Here is a 25278-nt window from a genome sequence, read left to right as displayed (position 1 = left end):
ATATTTTTGACTGAGTGGCGGATTTTTCTGTAGGGTCGGGGCACGTCACTCAGGGGAACAACCATGTCGAAATATGATGTCGCTTTGCTGGTGGGCAGTTTCCGCACCGGGTCGCTCAACCAGCGGCTGGCTGATTCTATCGTCCGGCTCGCGCCGGACAGCCTGAATTTTCGCCAGCTGCGGATGGATGATCTGCCCTTTTACAATCAGGATATCGAACCGGCGCGAACCGAGGCCGTGAACCGCCTGGCATCGGATCTGGCCAAGGCCGACGCGGTGCTGATCGTGACGCCGGAGTACAACCGCTCGATCCCCGCCGTGTTGAAGAATGCAATCGACTGGGTGTCCAAGCCGGGCGACAAGAACGTCTGGCGTGACATGCCCGTGGCGATGGCGGGCACCTCGCCCGGCGCGATCGGCACGGCCGTGGGCCAGCAGCATCTGCGCCAGGTCCTGTCTGTCCTGCGGGCCCATGTGCTGCCGGGCGAATGCTATATCAGCTTCAAGACCCCCGATCTCATCAGTGAAACAGGCGTGGTCAGCGAGGCATCGACAGAGGCTTTCCTGAAAGAGTTTATCGATCGTTTCGCGGGGTATGTGGCCAAAATGCGAGGCTGATCGCCCGCGATTTCAGCGGCCCGGAAACATGTTCCTTCCCGCAGGGCACGGGCTTGCCAAAAAGTGCACATAAGCGAAAAAAATACATTGCCCTGAGCGCGGGGATCGCTATGGCTCTTGGCCGACTATCGGGTAACGAGGTGGAACATGACGCAAAAGACGCAAGCCGGCCAAGCATATCAGGGGCTGCGCGCCGATATTCTGGCCTGCCGTATTCCACCCTCGGCCAAGATCAAGATCAATGACATCTGCGCGAAATACGAGGTCAGCCTTGGGGCCGCGCGCGAGGCTCTGTCGCGCCTGGTGGCGGACGGCATCGTGCTGATGGAGCCGCAAAAGGGGTTCGCCGTAGCGCCGATCTCACGCAAGGAACTCACCGACCTGACAGAGGCGCGCATCGAGATCGAGTTCCTGTGTCTGGAACAGGCAATCCGGCACGGAGACGTGCATTGGGAAGGCAATATCGTAGCGGCCTTCCACCGGCTCAGCCGTATTTCCGAACAGGATGCGAACGATCAGCAGACGCTCAACCCCGACTGGTCGGTGGCCCATAGCGATTTTCACAACGCGCTGGTGGCCGCCTGCCCCAACCTCTTGTTGCTGCGCCTGCGCGAACAGCTCTACGCCCAGAGCGAGCGCTATCGTCACTGGTCGGTATCGCTGCGCCGCGCGCCGCGCGCCCGCGATGTGGGGCGAGAGCATGAAGCCATCATGAAAGCCACCCTGGCGCGGGATACGGCGGCGGCCCGCTCCGCACTGGCCGCGCATTTCAGCCGCACCACCAGCGATGTTCTGGAGATGACGGAGACGCTGAAACGCGAGATCGCGTAGCCGGGGGGGGGCGGCCGAAACGCGGGCCGGAGCGTTTCCGGCCGGTGGCGAGAAGGACGAAATTGAAGACGACGGCCCTTTGTTCCTTGGGGGAAACGCCGGGGAACCACGTGTTGGCGGGCCAAATCAGTATACGATCTACAGCCCGTGAGGTGTCACATGATGTGCCGCGATACGGGCAGGCATTGGGAGGTGCAGAAGCATGAGGGGAGATCTTCTTAGCAAGATTGCCAATACGGCGGGCCGTGATCCGGAGACCCGGATCATTCGGCCGTCGGATAAAACGCGGAGGGAAGACATGAACAAACCGGCTGAGCCTGGCACGATTCGCGGCAGCGCAATCTCGAGCCCGGAAGAAATCATCGAAGAGGCGCGCAACGGCCGGATGTTCATTCTGGTCGATGACGAGGATCGCGAGAACGAGGGCGATCTGGTCATTCCCGCCCAGATGGCAACACCCGACGCGATCAACTTCATGGCCAAGTACGGCCGCGGCCTGATCTGCCTTGCGATGCCAAGAGAGCGGATCGAGGCGCTGGGCCTCGATCTGATGAGCAAGAAGAACGAAACCCAGTATGAAACCGCCTTTACCGTGTCGATCGAGGCCCGCGAAGGTGTGACAACGGGTATTTCCGCCGCCGACCGGGCCCGCACGATCAATGTGGCGATCGACCCGGGCAAGACGGCCCACGATATCGTGACGCCGGGCCATGTGTTTCCGCTGATTGCGCGGGATGGCGGCGTTCTGGTGCGCGCCGGACATACCGAAGCCGCCGTCGATGTGTCGCGGCTTGCCGGTCTGACCCCTGCGGGCGTGATCTGCGAAATCATGAAGGAAGACGGCACGATGGCGCGGCTCGACGATCTGATCGGGTTTGCCAGAGAGCATAATCTCAAGATCGGCACCATCCGCGACCTGATCGCCTATCGCCGCAAACATGACCGGATCATCGAATTTCTGACCGAACAGACATTCAACAGCCGCTGGGGCGGCGACTGGACGGTCAAGGCCTTTCGCAACCGCGCCGACGGCAGCGAACAGCTCGCGCTGCAAAAGGGCGAGGTTGATCCCGACAAGCCGATGCTGGTGCGGATGCATCAGATCACCCCCTTTGCCGATCTGTTCGCCGAAGTGGGCGAGCGCAGCGATCTGCTGTCACGCTCCATGGAGATGATCGCGCAAGAGGGGGCGGGCGTCGTTGTCGTTCTGAACAAGGTCGGGCAGGACTATATCTCGCGCGCGATCCAGATGCACCGCGGCGAGCGGAACACCCCCGACGATGACATGCGCGACTACGGCGTCGGCGCCCAGATCCTGGCGGAGCTGGACATTCATGAGATGATTCTGCTCACCAACACGCAGCACAGCCTTGTCGGTCTGGATGCCTACGGTCTGACGATTCTGGGTGAACGCCCGATCGACTGATCCTGTCAGGATCACGATCGAGGCCTGCATAGCGCGGAAACAAGACAGGCCCCAGGGGCCCGCAGAGGTGGCCGTGTTTTCTGCGGCCACCTCGCCCGTTCGGGCATCGGAGCGTGCGCCCGGAATTGGAAGCTTCCGGGCGAGGCAGGCCGACGGATGGCCAATATTTGCGCATCATTTGCGCAGCGCCGACTGCACCGTGAATTTCGCGGCAGGGGCCAAACTTCTGCCCGATTTCCCCGTCAGAAATGGAAACAATAGCCCCGCGCAAGATCTGCGCGCCGAAACCGATATCGCTTGCGAACGAGGCCCCCGGACCGATGTGCACAACCTGCGCCATGCTGCGCGCCCACTCCGAACCCTGCCCCTATGATACCGCCAGCGCGGCGATCAACGCCTATGACGACAGCATTGGCCTGACCGAACTCGCCGATGCCGCCGCCGGCAGCCAGACCGCCTATAGCCTTGCCGCCGATCAGGTTTTTCACGGCACCTTGTCCGACAGCGCAGATACCGATTGGGTCGCCGTGACGCTCGTGGCCGGTGAAAGCTATGTCGTCGATCTCTATGGCGAGGGCAGCACCGGCGCGGTGGTCGATCCGCTGCTCAAGATCCACGCCGGAAACGGCAGCCTTCTGCTTCAGAACGACGACAGCGGCGTTAGCGCCAATTCGCAACTTACCTTTACGCCGACAAGCAGCGGCACCTATTATCTGGCGGCGCAAAGCCACTACACCAGCTCGGCCAGCATCAGCGACACCGGCGGATACGCGCTGGCCCTGCGGCAGGTCGCGGCCCCCGACACCGCCGAAATCCTCAGCGCCAGCGATATCGCTGAATATCTGACCACCGGCTATTGGCTGGACGCGGGGCGCATCCCCCATGCGCTCGTCCCCGGACCCGCCAATGTCGTCAGCGTCAACCTGACCGCCCTGTCCGCCGACGGGCAACAGCTCGCCCGTTGGGCGCTTGACGCCTGGGCCGATGTCACCGGCCTGACATTCCAGGAAACCACGGCCGCCGCCGATATCATCTATTCCGAAAGCGGGGCGGGTGGTTTTGCCAGTTCCATGATAAGCGGTACTGAAATCCTGTCGGCCAGCGTCAATATCGGCACCGATATGCTGCAGACCCACGGCACCACGATCGATAGCTACAGCTTTCAGGCCTATATGCACGAAACCGGCCATGCGCTGGGGCTGGGCCACGCGGGCTATTACAATACCGCCGCCGATTATGGCGTCGATAACGAGTATGCCAATGATAGCTGGCAAATGTCGCTGATGTCGTATTTCAGCCAGTCCGACAATACCGATGTCGATGCCAGCAAAGCCTTTGCCGTGACCCCGATGATGGCCGATATCATCGCCGCGCAGGCGATCTATGGCGAAGGAAACGCCCATGCCGGCAACACCCGATATGGACACAACTCCAACGCCGGCGGTTATCTGGAAACACTGTTCGACGTGATTGTTGATGGCGGCAGTTCGCGTTTCGTGGACGGAAACACGCCCGTGGCCGTGACCCTCTACGACAGTGGCGGCATCGACAAGATCGACCTGCGCCCCGACCAGTTCGACCAGAGCGTCGACCTGCGCGCGGGCGGCATTTCCGACGTGATGGGGCTGCGGGGTAATTTGCTGATCGCCGAAGGCACCGTGATCGAAAAATTCATCGCGGGCGCCGGCAATGACCGGGTGCAGGGGAATGGCGCCGCGAACCGGCTGGCCGGGCAGGAGGGGCGCGACAAGCTGCTGGGCGCGGGGGGCAAGGATACGTTGCTGGGCAATGCCGGGCGCGACAAGCTTCTGGGCGGCGCCGGCGGTGATACGCTGAGCGGCGGCAGCCACAATGACAGGCTGAACGGCCAGGCGGGCAACGATACGCTGACCGGCGGCAAGGGGCGCGACGTGTTCATCTTCAACGCCGGCCACGACACGATCACCGATTTCCGCAGCGGCAGGGACAGTATCCTGCTCGATGACGGGTTCTGGACCGCCGATCTGGGTGCGCGCGACGTGGTCGACCATTTTGCCAGCATCGTGGCCGGTGATGCGGTTTTCGCCTTCGACGACGGCAGCACCCTGACCGTGCAGAATGTCGCGGCGCTGGATCAGCTTTACACCGACATCGCCTTTGCCTGAGCCGCCGCGGTAACGTGGCGATCAGTTGGCCACGTTGTTCACCCGCGCGCCGGCGCCAAGGATGTTGCCGAGAATGCGCGAAATCGTATCGATCGTGTTGAGCGGGCTTTCGGATACGTAAACCAGATCATCGGGGTTGACGCCGAACTTGCCCGCGCTGAACAGGCCGTCGGCCGTGGTCAGATCAATGGTGAAGATCACGCGGGTCTCGCGCGGGCCCTGCACCCCGGCGCGGGTGGCGCTTGGGGGATATTCGCGCAGGATCAGAACCCCCTTCGGATCGGCGCGGGCATCCGATACCCCGCCGATCAGCGCCATTGCATCCAGCGCCGTCACGTCGTCTTTCGGAAACGGGACAAGCTGCTCGCGCCCGGCAGCCCCGAGCGCCAGAAAGCGGCGCGGATCTTCCTCGACAATCACCTTGTCACCGCCGCGCAGCGTCGTGTCCAGCGCCGGGTTGGCATAGAGGCGCGACACCGTGGTGACGTAAAGCGTGCCGTTGCGGATCAGCCGGATCAGCGGATTCTGCAGCCCCGACGCCACGCCGCCGCCCATCGCGATCAGGTTGAGCACCGTCATGTCGCGGTCGACAAGCGGATAGCTGCCCGGCGAGGCCACGCCGCCGACCAGATCGACCGAGTTCTGCCGTCCCGTGTCCAGCGAAAGCTGCACCTGGGCCGACGGAATGATCGCCTCCATCTTCTCCTGAACCTGGCTGCGGGCGGTCTCTGGCGTCATGCCGGAAATGCGGATTGCTTCGACATAGGGCACAAAGATGGTGCCGTCGGGCGCCACGGTCATGCCCTCCATCCTTACCGCCTTTTGCTCGGGCGCGGTCAGAAGCGAGTTATCCTCGCTGTCCCAGATCACCAGATTGACCTTGTCGCCGGGGGCGATGATCTGATGCTGCGCACCCTTCTGCCGGGCGATCCAGTCGCCGCGCGGGCCGCTGCCGGTTACCGGCCACAGCGCGGCCTGCGGCAGAAAGGCCCGGCTGACCGGGTAGATCGCATAGCCCGAAAGCGTGTCTTTTTCGGCGCTTTTCAGAATCTCGTTTTCCCGCGCCGCCCCGCGCGGCACATCGCAGCCCGCGACAAGCGCCCCTGCCCCGATCGCCAGAAAATGGCGGCGTCCGATATCTGACATTCACGTCCCCCGACGATATTCCACGGGCATTCCGTTCCGGCCCATGGATTTTGCGTCCGCCGCAAGATACTAAGAGGAACCATCTGGTCAACCGGAATGCTGGTAATGAGTGATCAATATCGCGCCGCGCCGCAGGATGTGCAGACGGTGCTTGTGCTGGGCGCAACCGGGCTGGTCGGGCGCAGTCTTCGGGCGGTCTGGGCCGATCAGCCGCCGGCCAGCATCGCGCCGCTGTGGCAAGGGCGCGGCCCGGCGCCCGAGGGCGTGCGGAACTGGCTGACATGGCGCATTCTGGAACAGGCGCCTCCGGTGCTTGCGCCGCTGGATGCCGTGGTGGTTCTGGCTGGCGTCACCCCGGGCCCCGGTGCCGATTACGCGGCAAACACCGCGCTGGCGCTGGCCGGGATGAAGGCCGCGGCGGCCGCGGGCGCGCGGCATGTGTTCCTGTGTTCATCTCAGGCCGTCTACGCGCCCTCCGCCGCCCCGCTGAGCGAGGATAGCGCGCTGGGCCCCACCAATCCCTATGGCGCCGCCAAGGCCGCGATGGAGGCGGCGGCGGCGCAGGCCGAACAGGCGGGCACGGGCGTCACCTGCCTGCGGATCGGCAATATCGCCGGGTCGGATCTGCTGGGAAAGGCCGCCGCCACCGGCAAGCCCGTCGTGCTCGACCAGTTCGCCGACGGGCGCGGGCCCGAACGCTCCTACATGGGTGCGGGCGGTTTCGCGCGGGTGCTGGCGACGCTTCTGGCCCATGCGCGCGCCGGCACCCCGCTGCCCTTCACCCTCAACGTCGCGGGGCCGCGCCCGGTGGCCATGGAACAGCTTCTGGCCGCGTGGGGCCGCGACTGGCGCTGGAGCCCCGCCCCGCCCGAGGCGCGGCAGTCGGTGACGCTGGATGTCACCCGCCTTTCGCGGTTACACCGGTTCACCGAGGCTGACAGCGATCCGGCCACCATGGCCGCGGAATGGCAAAGATACGGGCAGGGATGACCATGGCGAAACGGCTTTTTGACATCGCTCTGGCGCTTGTTCTCGGCATCCTGATGGCCCCGTTTCTGGCCGTGCTTCTGGTGGCGATGTGGGCGCTGGACGGGCGGCCGTTGTTCTATACCTCCGAGCGGATGAAGGGCGTCGACCGGCCCTTCCGCCTGTGGAAGCTGCGCACGATGAAGCCTGATCTTGCCGACAGTGGCGTATCGGGCGGCGACAAGGCGCACCGGGTAACACGCATGGGCCACGTGCTGCGCCGGTTTCGGCTGGACGAGATCCCGCAGCTCTGGAACGTGCTGAAGGGTGACATGAGCTTTGTCGGCCCGCGCCCGCCGCTGCGGCTTTATGTAGAGCGGTTTCCGGCGCTCTATGGCGAGGTTCTGCGCAGCCGCCCCGGCATCACCGGGCTGGCGACGTTGGTCTATCACAGCCATGAAGAGCGGCTTCTGGCCCGCTGCAAGACCGCCGAGGACACCGACGCCGTCTATTCCCGTGCCTGCGTGCCGCGCAAGGCCCGGCTGGATCTGATCTATCAGAAACATCAGTCGCTTTGCGGCGATATCGCCCTGCTGTGGCAAACGGCGGCCCGCATGGTGCGGCGGCGATAGCCGGGCGGCCTGCCTGCTTTGGCGCCAGCGGTGCAGAATCGCCCGGCAAGCATGGGGTTTCACCGGCCGGACCGGGCCGTAGGTTCAGCAAAAAGCAGCATGAGACCTGTGCCAAAAGCGGCTGATCTGCATCAGAAATTTACGAGAATCGGCGAAAAACACCCTATTTTGCAGATGCAGCAATTCTAGGCTTGCCGCCCTCGGAGAGCTTGCCTAAGAATTAAGCAATTAATATGGGACATCGGCTGCCGTGCTAAAGCTCGTAAACTCCCTGTCGCGCTCTCAGAAATGGGCGTTCTTGCTGTGTGTTGACCTGGTTCTGGTTCTGGTCGCGCAGCTTCTGACGTTGACTGCGTTCAGCAATTCCCCCCCATCCCTGGCGATGCTCAGTGATATTTCGCTTCTGATCGCGTTTCAGATCCTCGCGGGCATCCCGATAGCGATGTGGCTGGGCATTCCGAAGATTCAGCTCAAGGCCTATGAAACCCGTGCATTGGGCAAGACGGCGATCTTTGGTGTGCTTCTGGTGGTGGTCAACGTCGCGCTGGGCCGGATCAGCCATCAGAATATTCCGCTGGGCAACAGCCTTGTGTTCGGGCTGATCTTCGTGGTCCTGTCGGCCAGCAGCAAGATGGTGATGCTTCAGGCGCTTCTGGCGCTGCACCGCCGCGCCCAGCCGCGCTGCCGGGTTCTGATCTATGGTGCGGGCACCACCGGGATGCAGCTTGCCTCGGCGCTGAAAACCCATGAATGGATCGAGGTGGTGGCCTTCGTCGATGACAATCCGGCGATGCAATCCATGACCGTTGCGGGTCTGCCGGTGCTGCGGCCGGTGAAGATCAAGTCGATCATCGAGGAAAAGGAAATCAACCGCGTTCTGCTGGCCATGCCGTCACTCTCGCCGCCGAAACTGGCGCAGATCGTGCGCAAGATGCAGAAACTCGGGGTCGAGGTTCAGGTGCTGCCGTCCTTTGCGCAGCTGGTCGGGGAAGAGGCGCTGGTCGACAAGCTGACCCCGGTCGTGCCCGCCAATTTTCTGGGCCGCGCCCAGCTTGACCGCCAGTTCGGCACCGGCGGGCGCACCTATCGCGGCAAGACCATCCTGGTGTCCGGGGCCGGTGGCTCCATCGGGTCGGAGCTGTGCCGGCAGCTCTTGCTGTGCCGCCCGGCGCGGCTGGTTCTGTTCGAGATGAGCGAGGCGGCGCTTTATACCGTCGACATGGAACTGCGCACTCTGACCGAAGACAGCAAGACAGAGATCACCCCGGTTCTGGGCTCGACGACCGATCCGCGCATGGCGCGCAAGGTGCTGGGCGAATACCGCCCGGATGCAGTGTTTCACGCCGCCGCCTATAAGCACGTGCCGCTGGTCGAGGCGAACCCGCTGGCCGGGCTGGCCAACAACGTGCTGGGCACGCGCACCATCGCCGAAGCGGCGCGCGAGGCCGGGGTGGACCGGTTCATCCTGATTTCATCGGACAAGGCGGTGCGGCCCACCAATGTCATGGGCGCGTCCAAGCGGCTGGCGGAACTGGTGGTGCAGGATCTGGCCATGCGCTCGGACAGCACATCTTTTTCGATGGTGCGGTTCGGCAATGTCATAGGCTCTTCCGGGTCGGTGGTTCCGCTGTTTCACGATCAGATTTCCAAGGGCGGCCCGGTGACACTCACGCATGAGGATGTCACCCGCTATTTCATGACCATCCGCGAGGCGGTGCAACTGGTGCTGCTGGCCGGGTCGTTCGAGCGGGGCAGGGGCGAAGGCGGCGATGTCTTCGTTCTGGACATGGGCAAGCCGGTAAAGATCCGCGACCTCGCGCTGCAGATGATCGAGGCGTCGGGCTATACCCTGCGCGACAAGAACAACCCGGATGGCGATATCGAAATCGTCTCGATCGGTCTGCGCCCCGGCGAAAAGATGCATGAAGAACTGTTGATCGGCGAAGGGCTTTTGACCACGCCGCACCCCAAGATCCTGCGGGCGAAAGAGGCCTGGCTTTCCGAGATCGAAGTGGCCGGCGCCCTGCGCGCCCTGCGCCAGGCGGTGGCCGCCGGCGATGAGGGGGCCGCGCGTGAAGTGGTGTCGCGCTGGGTCGAGGGCTATGTGCCGCCGGACGCGGCGCGTGGGTCCTGAGCATCACTGAGGCGCAAAAAATCAAAAAAACCCAAGGCGAAATCGTGCGCAGGCCCCGGCGGGGTTGAATGACGCCGGGGAATTGGCAAGCGTGGCGCAGGGAACGAGGGCGGTGATGACGACACTAGAACAGACCGGTGCCGGGCGCCGGCGCTTTGCCCGGGGAGGGGCGCTGTTGATCGCCGCGCTGGCGCTGCCGCGCGAAACGCTGGCCGACACGCCGCCGGCGGGGCGCCCGACGCTCAACTTCTACGGCGTGACCGGCCTGATCGACATGCCCACGGCCCAGAGCCAGCCGGACGGCCAGCTCTCGCTCACAGTGTCGAATTTCGCCGGGCTGACGCGCACCACGCTGACCTTCCAGATCTCTTCCCGGCTTTCGGGCAGCTTTCGCTATACCGGCACCAAGGATCTGAACTATGCCGGTTTCCGTGACTACTATGACCGCAGCTTCGATGCCCGGTACCGGCTGCTCGACGAAGGCCGCTATCTGCCCGATTTCACCGTGGGCCTGCAGGATTTCGCCGGCACGGGTGTGTCCTCGGCCGAGTATCTGGTGGCGACAAAACACCTGCGGCCGAACCTCACGGTGACGGCCGGCCTGGGCTGGGGGCGGCTGGGAACCTATGAATCCTTCGGCTCTCCGTTTGGCGACCGGCCACGGATCGAGGAGGATACCGGCGGCGATCTCAACGCGGATCTGTTCTTCCGTGGCCCGGCCGCCCCCTTCGCCGGGGTCGAATGGCAGCCGACCGACCGGCTTGGCCTGAAGGCCGAATATTCTTCCGATGCCTACACGCTCGAAACCCGGCAGAAGGTTTTCGAGCACAAGAGCCCGTGGAATTTCGGCATGGAATATCAGGCGTCGGAATACTGGCGCGTCGGGGCCTATTACCTCTACGGCTCCGAGATCGGGATCAATGCGCAGTTTTCGTTCAACCCCAGGAACCGCCCCGGCGGCGGCGATTTCGGGGTGGCGACCTATCCGGTTCAGCCACGGCCCGATCGCGCCACCAACCCTGACGCATGGACCGAGGAATGGGTGCTGCAACCGGATGGAAGCGAGATTTTGCGGGCCAATACCGCCGCGCTGCTGAACGAGGCAGGCCTGACGCTGGAGGCGATGGCGGTGTCGGCCGACCGGGTTCAGCTCTGGCTGCGCAACTTGCGCTATGACAATAACGCAGAGGCCATCGGCCGCGCCGCCCGCATCCTGACCCGTACCATGCCGCCCTCTGTCGAGACTTTCGAGATCGTGCCGGTGGAGCAGGGCATTCCCGCCGCGAAGGTCACGCTGCGGCGCACCGATGTCGAAACGCTGGAAAACGCGCCGAACGGCGCCGCGCGGCTGCGCAGCGTCGCGGATATTTCCGCCGCACATCCGACCCCGCCCGAGCTTGAGCGCGCCGATGAACTCTACCCCCGGTTCAACTGGTCGCTGAACCCCTATCTGCAACAGGAGCTGTTCGACCCTGCCGAACCCTATCGCGCCGACTTGAGCCTGCGGCTTTCCGCAGAGTATGAATTCGCGCCGGGGCTTGCCCTGTCGGGGTCGCTGACCAAGCGGCTGTTCGGAACTCTGGATGAGTTCGAGCGGCCGAACAATTCCGTCCTGCCCCATGTGCGCACCGAAACCCCCAGATACGTCCGCGACGGGGATCCGGGTATCGAGACCCTGACGATGGCATGGTATTCGCACCCCGCCCGCGATCTCTATGGCCGGGTGACGGCGGGATATCTGGAGCGGATGTTCGGCGGCGTGTCGGCGGAGCTTTTGTGGAAACCGGTGAACAGCCGTCTGGGCCTGGGGGCAGAGGTGAACCGGACCAGACAGCGCGATTTCGACGGCATGTTCGGCTTTCAGGATTATGAGATCACGACGGGCCATCTCTCTGCCTATTACGATTTCGGCAGTGGCTATCAGGCGCAGGTGGATGCCGGGCGCTATCTGGCCGGCGACTGGGGCTCGACCCTGACGCTCGAGCGTGTGTTCGCCAATGGCTGGCGGGTCGGCGGCTTTGCCACGCTTACCGATGTCTCGGCCGAGGAATTCGGCGAAGGCTCGTTCGACAAGGGGATCTTCATGGTGATCCCGATGTCCTGGCTGACGGGCAAGCCATCGCGCGCGGCCTTCTCGAATACGGTGCGACCGATCACGCGCGACGGCGGCGCGCGGCTGGCCGTGAACGGGCGGCTTTTCGGGCTGGTGAACGGCTACCACCGGGAGCGGCTCGATACGCAATGGGGGAAAGTGTGGCGATGAGACACCGCTGGTTTGTCATTCCGCTTGCCCTGGGCCTAGCCGGTCTTGCCGGCTGTTCATCCGACGGCAACCGCAGAGAGCATCCGGTGCTGCTGGCGCTGGATGCGTTGAAACAGCGCGTGGACGAGCATGGTGCCGCCCCGCCGCCGGCCCTGACCCGCGATATGATCGAACCGATTCAGGTGCCGCTGTATCTGGCCCGTCTGGAAAGCCGGGGTGCCCAGGCCCTGCTGTTCCCGATCGGCGAAAACGGGGCTGACGTCACTTGGGTAACCGCCGACCAGATCACCGTGATCATTCGGGACGGCGTCCTGCGCGCCACGCGCGGGCTGGGCGAAGATCTGATGTCTGCCAGCACACCTGACAGCGCCGAAATCGCTGCCGCGGCCGGGGTCACGCAGCGCGAATATTATCACATCGGCCCTGATGAGCAGACGATCCGGCGGAAATACACCTGCGATCTGAGCGATTTGGGGGCGGAGGATATCGTGCTGCTCGGGCACCACTACAACGCCCGCCATATCAGCGAATCCTGCCACGGGGCCGGGCAGAGCTTTGTTAACGACTACTGGTTCGATGCCGGCGGGCAGATGCGAAAATCTGTGCAATGGGTCAGCGAGACTGTGGGTTTTTTGGAACTGCAGAAACTAAAAGATTAATTCGAGGAATAGAAACTTTTGCAGTCGCAGCAAATGTGCTACCTACAGTCACAGAGTTCAATTGATTTCACGGAGTACGACATGAAGAAAGTTCTCGTACCGGCTTTCGCTTGCCTCGCCTTGGCAACGGCTCCTGCGTTCGCTGCAGAGCAGATTGTTTCCCAGGCGCAGACAGAGACCACGGTGGTCGCAACCCCCGGTGCCCCCAACGGGGCGCTTGTTGGTGGTCTTAGCACCGGCGCAATCGCTGCGGGTGTTGGCGCGCTCTTGCTTGTTGCCATTGTCGCCGATGACGACAGCAGCAGCAGCACGACTACCACGACTACCACCACAACAACCACGACCAAGTAAGCACTCGGTCATCTGCTGTGAAGATGGGCCTGTCAGGGCCCATCTTTTGTGCTGCGTAACCCTCAGCGCTTCGGCGGGCCCCGTATGGCGCCGGAATGGAAACAGTTGACGTTACGTAGGCCTGTATCTGCCCCGCGCCGATACGTGGCCGCACAGGGTAAAGATCTTTCTTCGATTGATTCGTTTGCCCGGGCTCACCCCCCCAAATCCGATTTTTCAGGCTGGGCAGAAAAGCTCCTTTCGGCGCGGAATTTTTCGCCAAGGGCTTGTCGAACTCCCGTCAATCACTGATAAGTGAGAGCGTTCGTGGGACTGATTTATGACAAGAAATGATGATTAAAACAGTTCTTCCCGACAATGAATCAGGCGCCCGGCTTTGGCCCGATTTTCGGAAAAGCCACCATGGCCCGCCTGCGCGGCGGATAGTGGCGCATTCCCGGAAATTCGCCTTTGCGCCGCGGCTGAAAAGGGCCGGCGCCACCGCCACGGAGGGCGGCGCTTGAACTCGGGCGTGAAACCCGACGGGCCGGCAAAAGGCCATGGTCCGGGCACCGCTGCCGCGACCTTGCCGGAATTTTCCCCTGTCCTGAGAGCCCTGAATGCTGTTCTGACGACAGGGCGCGCGCAAGCCGTCGGCGGAACCGCGCCGGCCTCGCGTCCCGTTCACTTCCATGCCGGCGTGGTGCTGGTATCTGGGTAAAAGACAGACGGTCCCAGGTCTGACAGAAATGAGGAGCTAACATATGTCATCGGGCAAACTCTTGATGGTTGGGGCCGGTCTGTCCGGCGCCGTGATCGGCCGCTATCTGGCCGAACAAGGCTATGACATCTCCATCGTCGATGCCCGCGACCACATCGCCGGTAATTGCTATTCAAAGCGTGATGCGGATACCGGCGTGATGGTGCATGTCTATGGGCCCCACATCTTTCACACCGATGATGAAGAGGTGTGGAACTACGTGAACGGGTTCGAAACGTTCATGCCCTACAAGAACCGCGTCAAGACGACCTCTGGCGGTGCGGTTTATTCGCTGCCCGTCAACCTGCATACGATCAACCAGTTCTATGGCAAGACAATGCGCCCGGATGAGGCCCGCGCCTTTATCGAAGAGCAGGCCGATACCACGATCACCGAACCGCAGACGTTCGAAGATCAGGCGCTGCGCTTTGTCGGGCCGGATCTGTATAAGGCCTTCTTCAAGGGCTACACGCAAAAGCAGTGGGGCTGCTCGCCCACCGAACTCCCGGCCTCGATCCTCAAGCGGCTGCCGGTGCGCTTCAACTATGACGATAATTATTTCTTCCACCGGTTTCAGGGCATGCCGGAAAACGGATACACCGTGATGGTGGAGCGCATTCTCGACCATCCCAATATCACCGTACATCTGAACACCCGCTTCACCCGCGATCAGGCGGCCGAATATGACCATGTGTTCTATTCGGGGCCGCTGGATGGCTGGTTCGATTTCGATCTCGGCCGCCTGGGCTATCGCACGCTGGATTTCGAGCGCTTCACCTTCGAGGGCGATTATCAGGGCTGCGCCGTGATGAACTATGGTGAGGAAGAGGTGCCCTTCACCCGCATCACCGAGCACAAGCATTTCGCGCCCTGGGAAAGCCACGAGGGGTCGGTCTGTTACCGAGAGTTCTCGCGCGCCGCAGAGCCGGACGACATTCCGTATTACCCGATCCGCCAGGTGAAGGAGAAAGAGCTGCTGGGCCGCTATGTCGAGCGCGCCGCGCAAACCGACGGCGTGACCTTTGTTGGCCGGCTGGGCACCTATCGTTACCTCGATATGGACGTCACCATCCGCGAGGCGCTGGATACCGCCCGCGCCTTCCTTGACGCGCGTGAGGCCGGCACGAAAATGCCCGCCTTCGCCGTGCAGCCGCTCTGAGGCCGGGGGGATGACACTGCGCATAGCCGCTGTTGTGGTAACCTATAACCGGCGTGACCAGATCGGGGTGACGCTGCCGCGGCTGCTGGGCGAGCAGGTGGATCATGTGATCGTAGTCGACAACGGCTCTACCGATGGCACGCGCGAATGGCTGGCCGGGGTCGATGACCCGCGGCTCGTGCTGCTGCTGCCGGGTGAAAACCTTGGCGGCGCCGGCGGCTTTGAACAGGGGATGCGCCTGGCGGTAGAGCGGTTTGACCCCGACTGGATCGTGGTGCTGGATGATGATGCCCGCCCCGAACCCGGCGCGATGACCGCGTTCCGGCAGCTTTCGCTCGAGGGCTGGGATGCGGTGGCCGCGGCGGTGCGCCAGCCTGACGGGCAGGTCTGTGACATGAACCGGCCGGTGCTGAACCCGTTTCAGCACCGCAACGTGTTTCTGCGCACCATGCTGGGCGGCGGGCGGCCGGCGTTTCACCTCGACAACGCCGCCTTCGCCGATACCACGCTGCGCCCGGTCGACGGGGCGTCTTTCGTCGGGCTGTTCCTGTCGCGCGGGGCGATTGCCAAGGCGGGCTATCCCGATGGCCGGCTGTTCATCTATGCCGAAGACGGGATTTACACGCTGGGCCTGACCCAGGCCGGGGGGCGGATGGCCTTTTCATCCGAGGTTCGGTTCGAACATGATTGTTCTACCTTTGCCGGCGCGCGGGGCGGGTTCACGCCGGTGTGGAAGACCTATTACTACTACCGCAACCTGATGTTCCTCTACCGGCTGGCGGCGGGCTGGCTGTTCTGGCCGGCGCTGATCATCGTTGTGCCCAAATGGGTGCTGAAGGGCCGGCTTCAGGGAGAGGAAGACCGGGGCACCTATTACCGCCTGCTGTGGGATGCCGTGCGTGACGGGCTGCTGGGCCGCCGGGCGCGGCAATGCCGGATCGAGCACGGCAGATAGCGGCTCAGGCGCCGCTTTCCGCCTTTGCATCCTCAAGCAGCTTGCGCCGCCGCAGCCCTCGGAAATGCGGCGGCCATTTTTCCGGCTCCATGGTCAGGATCTGCGCTGTCAGCGCGCTCCACGCACGGATCATACGCAGGCTGTCGGGCGTGAAATGCGCCTCGGCCTTTGTCGACATCGGTGTATCGACAGCCTTTTCCACAGACGCCTCCAGCGCCTTGCTCATCAGGCCGGAGGGGAAAAACATCGCATCCAGCTTTTGCGCGTCGTCGCGATAGGTGCTGACGATGTCCTCGGCCAAGGCGCGGTGCAGCCGCAGCTTGGTGCGGGTTTCCCCGATGGCGGGCGGGGGCAATACGCGAGAGAAATGGGCGCTTGCGGCATGGTAGACGCCATGCGGCAGATCGCGCTTCTTGAAGGCCAGGTTGAGCTCCCGAAGCACGGAGAGCTCTTCCAAAGACGGAGACTCATTCGCCGTGCCCAGCCCGGTAAGTTCGAAAGGGGCCCCGTTGAGAATGGTGTGAAGGAAATCCTTCACCACATCGCCTTCGTGCAATTCGCTGCGGATCATCGGCCGCAGGATAAAACGATCTCCGAACGCATCGCGCCAGGCGGCGAAGCGTGGCGTATACATGAACCGCCCCTTGTCGGACATTCGTTTGTGGAAGTGATCCATCTGACGAAAGAAGAGGCCGGTTTTTGTACGTTGAGAGAAGGCAGAGACGAACCGATCAGCGTGGGGGCGTACATAGGCGACGACCAGCGCTTCTTCGGCATAGTCCGAGAAGTATTTCTCCAGCGCGGCTTTGAAGGTTTCGGGAGGGACATTTTCAAAATGCTCGGCCGAAATAACGGCCAGATCGGCATCCACCTTGTCGACCCAGGAAGAGGTTGCCTTGAATCTGTTTTTCGCGCGGCTTTTCTCCTCCGGCACGTACAGAGAGCGGGCCAGCGGAATTTGTGCCATGCTGTCCGGATAGGCGGTTTTAACCGTGGGACAATCATAGCCACCAGTGAAAAGCACCTGCTGAATCGATGAAGAGCCGGTCTTTGCATCACCAATGTGAAAAACAAGCTTCTTCGCCGGCGCATTGCCCTTATTTTGATCGCGGAATCGGGGAAATTTCATTTTGCCATGCCGCCGGCCAGTTGCTTTCGTTTCGTTGCCAGTTTTGTCGCCTGTGCCGCCCTAAAATGCGCAGGTATTCCTTCAGGACTCAGTTTCAGCATATCGGCAATCAAGTTTGACCAGCCGCGAATATAGCGCAGATCGTCCTTTGAAAAATGGTCTTCGGCGTTGAACGACTGGGGTTCATCCACTGCCTTTGCCCCGGCCTCAAGCAAAGCGTCAGACAGCGGCGTGCCCTCGAAGAACGCACTGTCCATCTGCGCGGCATCCTCTCGGTAGGTCTCAATGACATCAGGAACCAACGCGCGGTGCAGCCGCAACCGGGTGCTTTCTTTGCGGGGCATCTCGGTCAGCAGCTTGGCGAAGTTCCAGCCGACCGCCTTTCGCGCCGGGATCAGTTTCTTGTGCATCTTCATATTGCGGACCAGCAGATGAAATTCCCGCAGCATGGCAAGATCTTCAAGGCTGAGCGATTCATTGCTGCCCTGATCGCCGTTCATGGTGAAATCCGTATGGCCCAGAACGAAGCTGAGGAAATCCTGAACCACATCCTGCTGATAAAGTCTGTCGCGGCTCATCAGCCGCAATTCGAATGCGGGGCCAAAGGCTTCGCGCCATTTGGAAAAGCGGGGGTAGTATTGAAAATTGCCGGCGCTCTTGGTCCGCTCATGCAACTCATCAAGGCTTCCGGTGAAAAAGCCCTGTTTCAGACGCTCCGCATAAGCGGAAACCAGACGATCGGCATGGGGCCGCACATAGGCGATCACGCGGACATTGTTTCCATAAGTGGGCAGATAGGTTTTGATCGCCGATTTCACGTCAGCGGGATCGGCATGTTCGAAGGTTTCCGCCGAGATTACGGCGATATCTGCGTTCGAGGCGGCGATCCGCCCAGCAAGTTTGAGCATCCGGGCTGATTTTTCGCCTTTATGTGCATCGTCGTAAAACGTCTTGCTGAGCGGGATGTCGTTCAGGCGCGCAGGATAGACGACCGAGGGCCCCGCGCAGGTCCAGTTCTGCATCGCCAGCGCATCCTGAATCGAGGTCGAGCCGGTTTTGGGATCACCTATGTGAAAAACAAGGGATTTTACCAATTTCTGCCCTTTCGTGTCAGAGGTGAGGTTCAGGCCGCCTTGTCCGTCGGCTCGGCATATAATGTCTTTTCCCAAAAGCTTTTTGACGTCATCTGCGGGTATTGCGTGCGATAGGCTGCCTTCAGCTCTTTATAGTCGCGCAGGAACCGGCGCGTCGTGCCCATAAGCCGCCAGGCGAAGCCAAAGAAACGGCGCTTGGACTGTTTGACCATATAGGCTTTGTCGCGGGTGGCGTTCAGATAGGTGATCTGCTGCGCGCCCCATGTCGGGTGCAGGGTGCCACGCTCGCCCATGCCCACCACGATCCGGTCGGCGCGGCGGTTCCAGAACGGCAGAAGATGGCCGTTCAGGCTGTAGACGAAAAGCCGCATCCAGCCCCGGCCGCGGCGAAGCGTGTAGCGCCGCCGCTCGGTCAGGTCGAAATCATCGGCCGGGCGCCAGGTTTCGACGTCGGTCATCGCCTTGATGCGGCCGCGCCGCTCGGCCATGTCGGCGTTGCTGGCAAAGAATTCCGGGCCGCGCATCACGTCCTGCCAAGACAAAAGCTGCGCCTCGGCGGTTTCATAGTGAAACCGCACCAAGCTGCGCATGATGAACCGCAGCGCTACCTTGGCAGTGCCGACCCGGCCCAGATCGAGCGTGTCGAAGATCAGGTGGTGCAGCAGGTGGTTGCGCAGATCGAGATACAGGGTCAGTGGCGATTCCTTTTCCGAGAAATCATCCTGAAACGACACGACCCCGTTCAGCGTGGTGATGCGAAACCCGTTGGCCAGCGAAAAGCTGATGTCATCGCCACGCACGAAGAAGGGGAAGGGGTGGTGCTTTGCCTGATCGATGCGGAACGCGAAGAACCACCAGCCGCCGTAAAGCGTCGGATAGGCCTTGCGGTGGGCCGGGCCGGTGGTCGCAAGCTCCATCCCCACGACCTCTTCCAGGCGGCGCAGATCGGCGCCGCAGAACAGCGGGTGGCAGGATTTTTCGAACCAGGCGCCGTTTTCCCACATCGCCCATTTATGGGTGTTGTTGATCATCGCCCCGGCGACGGCGGTGTCGGGGTGTTCGGTCAGGGCCAGAAAGGCATAGGTGCGGTGCAGGTTTTCCATGTGGAAGGCGGCATCGTCATCCATGAACAAGCAATGGGTAAACCCGGCCTGCGACGCCTCCAGCAGGCCACGGGCAAAGCCGCCGGCCCCGCCCAGGTTCTTGTTGGTGATCGGGGTGATGTTGGATGTGGCCGCGATATCGGCGCTGGCACCATTGTCGACGACAAAGGCGTGGATGCCGGCGCCAAAGGGCGATGACTTTATGAACGCGTCCAGTCGCGCCACGGTTTCGCGCACCGCCTCTTCGCGTTTGAACGTGGTGATGCTGACGGCGAGCCGGGGCAGATGCTTGGGCTGTTTGTCCGTCTTGAAGCCGCCGCCGGTGACGGTGGCCGCGGCTTCGGCGGCCTTGACCTCGGCGAAAATAACGCCGCGTTCAGAGAGCGCGGCATAATGCGAAAGGTCGGCCAGGCTTTCCTGTTCCGGATCGAGTGTCAGGATCTCGCAGTAGAGAATCTCCCACGACCGGTCGGGGATGGCGAGAAACAGCTTCACCTCGACCTTGCCGGTGCCGGTGAGCGCGAAGAACAGCCCGTCAAGCGCGCCGGCCTCATGCCATTTGCCCAGGCTGAAAGAGTTGAAATAGGTGCCCAGCCGCGCCTTGCCGCCGGGGGCAAGATGCAGTGCCGGCTCCGAAAGGCTGACGGCGGCGCCATCATTCAGGTGAAAATAAAGATCGAACTCCGTGCAAATATCCCGTTCCGGGAACAGCAGGTTCTGAAGGGTGATCACTTGGACGTCTCCGGGGATCGGGCAGGGGGCTTGGCTTCGCGTTTCTTGTATTCGCTGATCAGCTCACGCACCAAGGGGGTCACGAATTCCTGCATCAGCTCGTAGCTGTCGGCGGGCAGGTTCATGGATGCGACCGGCGCGTCGGGCGCGGGCAGAGGGGCGTGGAACAGTTCGTCGCGTCCGAAGTAGCGACGCGCGAGCGCCCTGTTGCCAGCTTCATGGGTTTCCAGAATCTCGGCCCGTTGAACGGCGTTCAGAATCAGGGAACCGGTCCGGTTCCCTGACAGGCTATCGTCGACTTGCGTACAGGCCGCTTCCAGCACGCTGCGATAAGGGGCGGGCGCCTCGTCCAGTGGCAGACAGCGCATGAATTCCGAGATCAGCGGCGACAGGCTCGAGTTGCTGTGCTGCGGCGGGTTGAACCCCGTCCGATCCGTGAGCCCGACCACATTGCAGAAATGCATGACGGGGCCTTCGGGCATCTGCTCTTTCTCGAACACATAGGGGATGACGTTCTCCCGCCCGAACACCTCTTCGAGATGCGCGACATAGCCGTTGTAGTCGATCCAGTGAAAATCCGCCTGGCGGCCCAGAAACTCATCCAGCGTGAGGTGGCACAGCTCTGGGTTCCACTGCCATTTGACGTTCTGAAGATACCAGCTTTCAAGCCAGAGATCCTGCCGGCGCAGGGCGTAGACGACCTTGACGTTGAAATGTTCTGAAAACCCTTTCAGCCGCGACAGGTCACGCCGCATGCAGATATCTTCGTCACTGAGGATGAGGGAATGGATTTCATTAGGCTTGTCGCTGGCGCGTTTTTCCAGATCCGCCCCAACGGCTTCCGCATCGACCGCGCCCGACAAAAGCTTGTTGGCCAGCACGATATGGCGCTTCGCCCCGAGCGGGTACAAGAACCCCTTGGTGATGAGGTTGCGGAAATTGCCGTGCAGGAAGGCCTGAATGGAGCTTGTGGCGGTCCGGTGGGTACCGATGTGCAGGTAGAGTGTTCTCATGGAAGTATTATGTCTTTTGCGTCCGTTCGAAGTTACTATTGCCGCCTTTAACGCAGAGTGGGCTTTCAGGTACTTTGTTGGCTCACGCTTGCAAGTTGACTGAATCCCTTCTCCCTTAGTTTAGCGCGGCTCGTTGTTTAACAGGAGTTGGACAAGTGCTGTGACAACTTCCCGAGGGAAAAACGTTATTTTATTTTCGAAACTTTTTACGACCTTCGGAGGGATCTCAGAGCCAGAAAATCCGGGGAACATATTTTGACTGCCGAAATATTTTTCGGCAGTGCGGACATTGGATTCGTAGAACCAGCTATAGATCACGTTGCAGAGATCTTGATCCAGATAGGGGCGTAGAAAAAGTGGATTCGTCTTGACATCGGGAAGTCGACGTATCTGAGCATGAAGCGTCTGAATTAGTTGGCGATACTCCGCCTCAGGCATCCCTTGACGTGACACATACTTCAACACTTCGTAGCCGATGCTGGAAAATGAAGAATTCCACACCCTTTGCTCGATCGTCCAATCGGGGTGCTTCCCCAGTATTTCACCCAGAAGAAACGAGAGAATATTTTCCGTTTTCTCTTTCTTTATAAGGTCGTACGATCTTACGATAAGATTTTCATCACCAAATGCGGCCGCCCAATGCGCCAATGCTTCATCGTAACGGAGTCTTCGCCAGTTTTCATCCTTCAAAAACTGGGAGAAGTCCCGAACCTCGCGAAAATCCTTAATGGTCTGATGATACCATGACTGCAAGAATTCATCTTGCCTTCTCAGCACCGCAAGAATTTTCACGTCATAGGTTTTCCGAAGGAAGCCAAGTGCTTCAATCATTTTCGGGCCAAAAGCACTAAAGCTCTCTTCGCTCAGCACTGCTAAGTTGCAGCCGGACTTTTCGATCTCGTTCAAATACGGCTCGAAAACGGTGGCCACTTTCTCAAAAAACTCATCATCGTGGTGATCAATGACTATGAGATCATTGAAAAGCTTCAGGTGCTTGTTAAAATAATCTCTGTCGTGATCACGCTTTGTCACGGGATAGTACAAACCCCGCTTGCTCAAAAAATCCCGGTTTTCTTCCATGTACGATTGCAAGGAAGTCGACCCCGTTTTGTGATAGCCGATATGAATGATAATTCGTTTTTTCATTTTTTGGCACTCTCTATCCTTGAGGATTCAAACGGATACGTCTCTTCGCTCAAGTGTAGCGCATTCGCGGAGTTGGACACTCACTTATTCCCCCGAACCATCTCCACATGCATCAGCTTCGAATCCAGATAGGCCCACATGTAGGAATCTCCATAGGCCGACAGTTTGTCGGCACATCTCTGCGCATGGTAAGCGAAATCGACCGCGTCAAACACCCTCGCGCCGTATTTCCGGAACGGACCCGGCCCCAGCGCCTTTTGCATATAGACCCAAAGCTCTGCCGCGCCCTTGATGAAGATCGGCTTCAGCTCGGGCCGCAACCCGCCGTAGATCCAGTTCACCGTGTTGACATAGGATTGCAGGATGGGGTCGAAATCGTTCCAGCCTTCTGAAAGCCCGCGCTTCAGCATCATGCGGAACATTTCCAGTGAATAGAAGAACCGTTCGTCCCCCTGCTTGATGTCCTGGCCCGGATGCTGCCGGTACTGGTATTTCACCTTGTCGGTGCAATAGACATCCGATGCGTAAAGCAGGGTAAGCATCTGGAAAATCTGGTCGTCGAAGGCGCGGATGTGCTCGGGGAACCAGATCTTCTTGTTGTCAAGGAAATCGCGGCGATAGACGCGCCGCCAGATTGTCGGCTGGCCGATCATCAGCACGTTGTTGGGTACCACGAAGAAGGGAACATCCCCGAAGTGCTGCCGCTCGAAATGGCCAAAGTCGCGGTCTTCGTAGCTGGGCTCTAGCCGCCGTTCGCCATTTTCATCTTCATGCAGGAAGGCGAAGCCGCCCTGAGTCAACTCGCATCCTGAATAGCGGGCGATTTCCAGAAGCACAGGGTATAGGTCGGCATCGACCACGTCGTCGGCATCAATGAAGGTGATATGGGTGGCATTCGAATGCAACCGCCCGTAGTTTCGTGCCGACGCGCAGCCACCGTTGAGCTTGCGCAGCAGGGTTACCCGCGGGTTGTCGGCATAAAGCTCTTTCACGATATCGCCACAGCCGTCGGTCGAACCGTCGTCAACAACGATCGCCCGGACATCTTCGGCGCTGTTGTTGATGATGCTGTCAATACACTCCTGAATGTAGCCGGCGGTATTGTACATCGCTACAACGACATCGAGCCCGGCTCGGCTTGCCAGAGAATCCCGCGATTGCCGCAGCTTGAGCGTGGTTCCCGCAAGCGGCAGATAGACTTGCCGCGCGACGCCATCACTACGGTAGGTCAGGCCCGAGGGAACCGGCTTCCACAGTTCCCCGACGATGAATTCGATAGAGCTGTCGCGCACAGCGGCCAGAATGTTGTTCTCGCTGCCCGGCGCGGTGATCTTCAGCAAGGTGGCGCCCAGTTCGTTCAGCGCCTCGGGCGGAAAAGCTGGGAATGCTATCTGATCGAATTCCTCGTGGAATTCCGGCGGCGTATGCGCCTCTACGTAGCCGCGTTTTTCACGGTGCTGGAAAAACGGCCCTTTCGCCAGCGCGCTTTTCACCTTCTCGCCGTCTTTCGCTTTCAGCGCGCGAAGCAACGCCGCCGAAGGCTTGCCGCCTTCGCCGCCCACCGCGGCGTTGACGGCAATCACGTTCTTCAGCTTGTGGTCGCTGATGTTGGCGCTGAGGGCGGCAAAGGCTTTGTCGTCAGGCTCAAAGCACCAGATCGTCCAAGAGGGGTAGGCCAGCGCAAAGGGGATGGCAAAGCCGCCATAAGCGGCGCCGACGTCGATCGCCACACCGGATTTCGGCAAGGGATATGCTGACAGGAACGGTTCATAGATGGCTTTCGTGCGCCAGTTGCTGTCATTGATGGTGAATTCGTCGGGTGCCGATTTCAACTCAAGCGCCTGGCCGAACAGACTGGTTTGGATCATCTGGAATACAGCCGTTTTATCAAGCATGGCTCAGCCCTCCGATATATTTCTCTGCGGATCTGATAACTTCCATGCCATCCGGCGTGTCGTGCGGGAAATGCAAAAACAGCGGGTTGATCAAGGTCAGAAGCGCCCGCGCGGCTTCGCGGAAGTGATATCGGTAGTGAAGCGAGATCGATTGTTCGCACCATTCCAGGATCTTGAAGCAGGACGCGACAACCGCAGCCCTGTGATAGGGGTCATGGAACTGCGGCAATTTTTCAAATGTCTCGAGGGTGAGTTTCGTTACGGGAATGATGTCAAACCGAAGATCCGAGCTTGAACTGGTGGTTTGCGGGCGGACATAGCGTCTGAAGTACGAAAAGCAGGAGGTGTGTAAAAATGAAACCTTCTGCGCACGCGCCAGAACATTGCTGTGAAAGAAAATATCTTCAAAAAAATGAGTGTTGGGAAACTCGATCCTGTTTCTCTTGATTAGGCTGGTGCGAATGAGTTTGTTCGCGGGTTGAGGCTCGACAAGCTGGGAAAGGCGAAGCGCCGCCTGTGTTCCCGGATCTCCCTGAACGGCCGGCTGCGTGCCAATGCTGTTTCGTATGATCTCGAAAACCCGGTCGTCATAGAAAGGAAAGAGATCGCCGCGCAGCTCTGACAGGGTGCCTCTGCAAAGCAGAAGGTCCGGATCCTCTCTCTCGACAACGTCGACCATGGCCTGAAATGCCCAGTTTGGGCGCGTGTCGTCGGAATCGAGGAAGCAAACATAGCTTCCCGCGATGTGCTCCATGCCCTTGTTGCGCGCGCCCGAAACACCATCATTTGCCTGCATAATGACTTGAACCCGCTCATCCTTTATCGACGAAACGATATCGCGGGTTTCATCCGAAGAGCCGTCATCGACAATGATATACTGAAAATTTTCGTAGCTTTGATTCAGAATGGAATTGACGCTGTTGTAGAGGGCCTTGCCGTCGTTGAACGTCGTCGTAATGCACGTGAGTTTCGTCATATGGTAGTTGCGCCCCGGTCTTTGCCTTAGTTGCCCACGATCATGGATGGATCACGGCCGGTTTCCACTGGAACCGCGCGTCACCCGCCCCGCTTTCAATGTCTTTTCGCACCGCCTGCAAACCCTGTTTCCCGCCGTTTTCGGCATGCCTCTCTGTGTTCACGAGG

20 protein-coding genes are annotated in these 25278 nt (G+C 60.7%); 12 read left to right on the top strand and 8 right to left on the bottom strand.

Annotation, left to right across the window (positions count from 1 at the left end):
* The first annotated feature begins 63 nt into the window (after positions 1-63).
* The 4 genes from TQ29_RS17430 (at position 64) to TQ29_RS17415 (ending at position 5019) form a co-directional block, all read left to right on the top strand.
* Complete coding sequence (locus TQ29_RS17430) at positions 64-618, top strand: NADPH-dependent FMN reductase (RefSeq protein ID WP_054540203.1); 555 nt, start codon at positions 64-66, stop codon at positions 616-618.
* Positions 619-765: 147 nt separating this feature from the next.
* On the top strand, positions 766-1449 hold the full coding sequence (locus tag TQ29_RS17425; RefSeq protein WP_054540202.1) for a GntR family transcriptional regulator: 684 nt from the start codon (positions 766-768) through the stop codon (positions 1447-1449).
* A 298-nt stretch (positions 1450-1747) separates the two neighbouring features.
* Entirely contained in the window at positions 1748-2875 is a 1128-nt protein-coding gene (gene ribB, locus TQ29_RS17420; RefSeq protein ID WP_054540201.1) for a 3,4-dihydroxy-2-butanone-4-phosphate synthase, read from the top strand.
* Between the two features lie 320 nt (positions 2876-3195).
* Positions 3196-5019: a M10 family metallopeptidase C-terminal domain-containing protein gene (locus TQ29_RS17415; protein WP_162231839.1), complete on the top strand. Its 1824-nt coding sequence runs from the start codon at positions 3196-3198 to the stop codon at positions 5017-5019.
* Between the two features lie 21 nt (positions 5020-5040).
* Here the strand turns inward: TQ29_RS17415 and TQ29_RS17410 are convergent, their stop codons facing one another.
* Entirely contained in the window at positions 5041-6165 is a 1125-nt protein-coding gene (locus TQ29_RS17410) for a polysaccharide biosynthesis/export family protein (RefSeq protein WP_054540199.1), read from the bottom strand.
* Between the two features lie 105 nt (positions 6166-6270).
* On the opposite strand from TQ29_RS17410, the gene TQ29_RS17405 reads away from it, so the two are divergent.
* The 8 genes from TQ29_RS17405 (at position 6271) to TQ29_RS17370 (ending at position 16023) form a co-directional block, all read left to right on the top strand.
* On the top strand, positions 6271-7155 hold the full coding sequence (locus TQ29_RS17405; RefSeq protein WP_054540198.1) for an NAD(P)-dependent oxidoreductase: 885 nt from the start codon (positions 6271-6273) through the stop codon (positions 7153-7155).
* Positions 7152-7763: a sugar transferase gene (locus TQ29_RS17400; protein ID WP_054540197.1), complete on the top strand. Its 612-nt coding sequence runs from the start codon at positions 7152-7154 to the stop codon at positions 7761-7763. The genes TQ29_RS17405 and TQ29_RS17400 overlap by 4 nt, the downstream gene beginning before the upstream one ends.
* 250 nt (positions 7764-8013) lie before the next feature.
* Entirely contained in the window at positions 8014-9897 is a 1884-nt protein-coding gene (locus TQ29_RS17395; protein ID WP_054540196.1) for a nucleoside-diphosphate sugar epimerase/dehydratase, read from the top strand.
* Between the two features lie 115 nt (positions 9898-10012).
* Positions 10013-12160 carry a YjbH domain-containing protein gene (locus tag TQ29_RS17390; protein WP_054540195.1) on the top strand — a complete coding sequence of 716 codons (2148 nt, stop codon included), beginning with the start codon at positions 10013-10015 and terminating at the stop codon, positions 12158-12160.
* Positions 12157-12819 carry a YjbF family lipoprotein gene (locus TQ29_RS17385; protein WP_054540194.1) on the top strand — a complete coding sequence of 221 codons (663 nt, stop codon included), beginning with the start codon at positions 12157-12159 and terminating at the stop codon, positions 12817-12819. The genes TQ29_RS17390 and TQ29_RS17385 overlap by 4 nt, the downstream gene beginning before the upstream one ends.
* A gap of 81 nt (positions 12820-12900) precedes the next feature.
* On the top strand, positions 12901-13170 hold the full coding sequence (locus TQ29_RS17380; protein ID WP_207642722.1) for a hypothetical protein: 270 nt from the start codon (positions 12901-12903) through the stop codon (positions 13168-13170).
* 743 nt (positions 13171-13913) lie between these two features.
* Positions 13914-15068 (top strand): UDP-galactopyranose mutase, encoded by a 1155-nt coding sequence (gene glf / locus TQ29_RS17375; RefSeq protein ID WP_054540192.1) that lies wholly within the window; start codon positions 13914-13916, stop codon positions 15066-15068.
* 10 nt (positions 15069-15078) lie between these two features.
* Complete coding sequence (locus TQ29_RS17370) at positions 15079-16023, top strand: glycosyltransferase (RefSeq protein ID WP_037204767.1); 945 nt, start codon at positions 15079-15081, stop codon at positions 16021-16023.
* A 4-nt stretch (positions 16024-16027) separates the two neighbouring features.
* Here TQ29_RS17370 and TQ29_RS17365 read toward each other — a convergent pair whose 3' ends face one another.
* From TQ29_RS17365 to TQ29_RS17335, 7 genes are all read right to left on the bottom strand, one after another.
* Positions 16028-17152 (bottom strand): hypothetical protein, encoded by a 1125-nt coding sequence (locus tag TQ29_RS17365; RefSeq protein ID WP_054540191.1) that lies wholly within the window; start codon positions 17150-17152, stop codon positions 16028-16030.
* A complete protein-coding gene (locus tag TQ29_RS17360) occupies positions 17149-18174 on the bottom strand; it encodes a hypothetical protein (protein WP_157445625.1) in 1026 nt (341 codons plus the stop codon). The genes TQ29_RS17365 and TQ29_RS17360 overlap by 4 nt, the downstream gene beginning before the upstream one ends.
* Positions 18175-18275: 101 nt before the next feature.
* Complete coding sequence (locus tag TQ29_RS17355) at positions 18276-20081, bottom strand: glycosyltransferase (protein WP_054540189.1); 1806 nt, start codon at positions 20079-20081, stop codon at positions 18276-18278.
* The gene (locus tag TQ29_RS17350; protein WP_054540188.1) at positions 20078-21094 is read right to left on the bottom strand and encodes a hypothetical protein; all 1017 of its coding nucleotides are present in this window, start codon (positions 21092-21094) and stop codon (positions 20078-20080) included. The genes TQ29_RS17355 and TQ29_RS17350 overlap by 4 nt, the downstream gene beginning before the upstream one ends.
* Before the next feature lie 120 nt (positions 21095-21214).
* Positions 21215-22240 (bottom strand): sulfotransferase family protein, encoded by a 1026-nt coding sequence (locus TQ29_RS17345; RefSeq protein ID WP_054540187.1) that lies wholly within the window; start codon positions 22238-22240, stop codon positions 21215-21217.
* A gap of 80 nt (positions 22241-22320) precedes the next feature.
* Complete coding sequence (locus TQ29_RS17340; protein ID WP_054540186.1) at positions 22321-24135, bottom strand: FkbM family methyltransferase; 1815 nt, start codon at positions 24133-24135, stop codon at positions 22321-22323.
* Entirely contained in the window at positions 24128-25111 is a 984-nt protein-coding gene (locus TQ29_RS17335; protein WP_054540185.1) for a glycosyltransferase family 2 protein, read from the bottom strand. The genes TQ29_RS17340 and TQ29_RS17335 overlap by 8 nt, the downstream gene beginning before the upstream one ends.
* Positions 25112-25278: the final 167 nt, after the last annotated feature.

The sequence above is a fragment of the Actibacterium sp. EMB200-NS6 genome, assembly GCF_001305615.1.
GTDB classification, from domain to species: Bacteria; Pseudomonadota; Alphaproteobacteria; order Rhodobacterales; family Rhodobacteraceae; genus Actibacterium_A; species Actibacterium_A naphthalenivorans.
The sequence above is the reverse complement of the archived record's forward strand: the minus strand, read 5'-3'. Positions and strand labels throughout refer to the sequence as shown.

Excerpts from the sequence above, each read along its gene's own strand:
- TQ29_RS17430 (WP_054540203.1), top strand. The coding sequence starts at position 64 with ATGTCGAAATATGATGTCGCTTTGCTGGTGGGCAGTTTCCGCACCGGG.
- TQ29_RS17425 (WP_054540202.1), top strand. The coding sequence starts at position 766 with ATGACGCAAAAGACGCAAGCCGGCCAAGCATATCAGGGGCTGCGCGCC.
- ribB (WP_054540201.1), top strand. The coding sequence starts at position 1,748 with ATGAACAAACCGGCTGAGCCTGGCACGATTCGCGGCAGCGCAATCTCG.
- TQ29_RS17415 (WP_162231839.1), top strand. The coding sequence starts at position 3,196 with ATGTGCACAACCTGCGCCATGCTGCGCGCCCACTCCGAACCCTGCCCC.
- TQ29_RS17410 (WP_054540199.1), bottom strand. The coding sequence starts at position 6,165 with ATGTCAGATATCGGACGCCGCCATTTTCTGGCGATCGGGGCAGGGGCG.
- TQ29_RS17405 (WP_054540198.1), top strand. The coding sequence starts at position 6,271 with ATGAGTGATCAATATCGCGCCGCGCCGCAGGATGTGCAGACGGTGCTT.
- TQ29_RS17400 (WP_054540197.1), top strand. The coding sequence starts at position 7,152 with ATGACCATGGCGAAACGGCTTTTTGACATCGCTCTGGCGCTTGTTCTC.
- TQ29_RS17390 (WP_054540195.1), top strand. The coding sequence starts at position 10,013 with ATGACGACACTAGAACAGACCGGTGCCGGGCGCCGGCGCTTTGCCCGG.
- TQ29_RS17385 (WP_054540194.1), top strand. The coding sequence starts at position 12,157 with ATGAGACACCGCTGGTTTGTCATTCCGCTTGCCCTGGGCCTAGCCGGT.
- TQ29_RS17380 (WP_207642722.1), top strand. The coding sequence starts at position 12,901 with ATGAAGAAAGTTCTCGTACCGGCTTTCGCTTGCCTCGCCTTGGCAACG.
- glf (WP_054540192.1), top strand. The coding sequence starts at position 13,914 with ATGTCATCGGGCAAACTCTTGATGGTTGGGGCCGGTCTGTCCGGCGCC.
- TQ29_RS17370 (WP_037204767.1), top strand. The coding sequence starts at position 15,079 with ATGACACTGCGCATAGCCGCTGTTGTGGTAACCTATAACCGGCGTGAC.
- TQ29_RS17365 (WP_054540191.1), bottom strand. The coding sequence starts at position 17,152 with ATGAAATTTCCCCGATTCCGCGATCAAAATAAGGGCAATGCGCCGGCG.
- TQ29_RS17360 (WP_157445625.1), bottom strand. The coding sequence starts at position 18,174 with ATGCAGAACTGGACCTGCGCGGGGCCCTCGGTCGTCTATCCTGCGCGC.
- TQ29_RS17350 (WP_054540188.1), bottom strand. The coding sequence starts at position 21,094 with ATGAGAACACTCTACCTGCACATCGGTACCCACCGGACCGCCACAAGC.
- TQ29_RS17345 (WP_054540187.1), bottom strand. The coding sequence starts at position 22,240 with ATGAAAAAACGAATTATCATTCATATCGGCTATCACAAAACGGGGTCG.
- TQ29_RS17340 (WP_054540186.1), bottom strand. The coding sequence starts at position 24,135 with ATGCTTGATAAAACGGCTGTATTCCAGATGATCCAAACCAGTCTGTTC.
- TQ29_RS17335 (WP_054540185.1), bottom strand. The coding sequence starts at position 25,111 with ATGACGAAACTCACGTGCATTACGACGACGTTCAACGACGGCAAGGCC.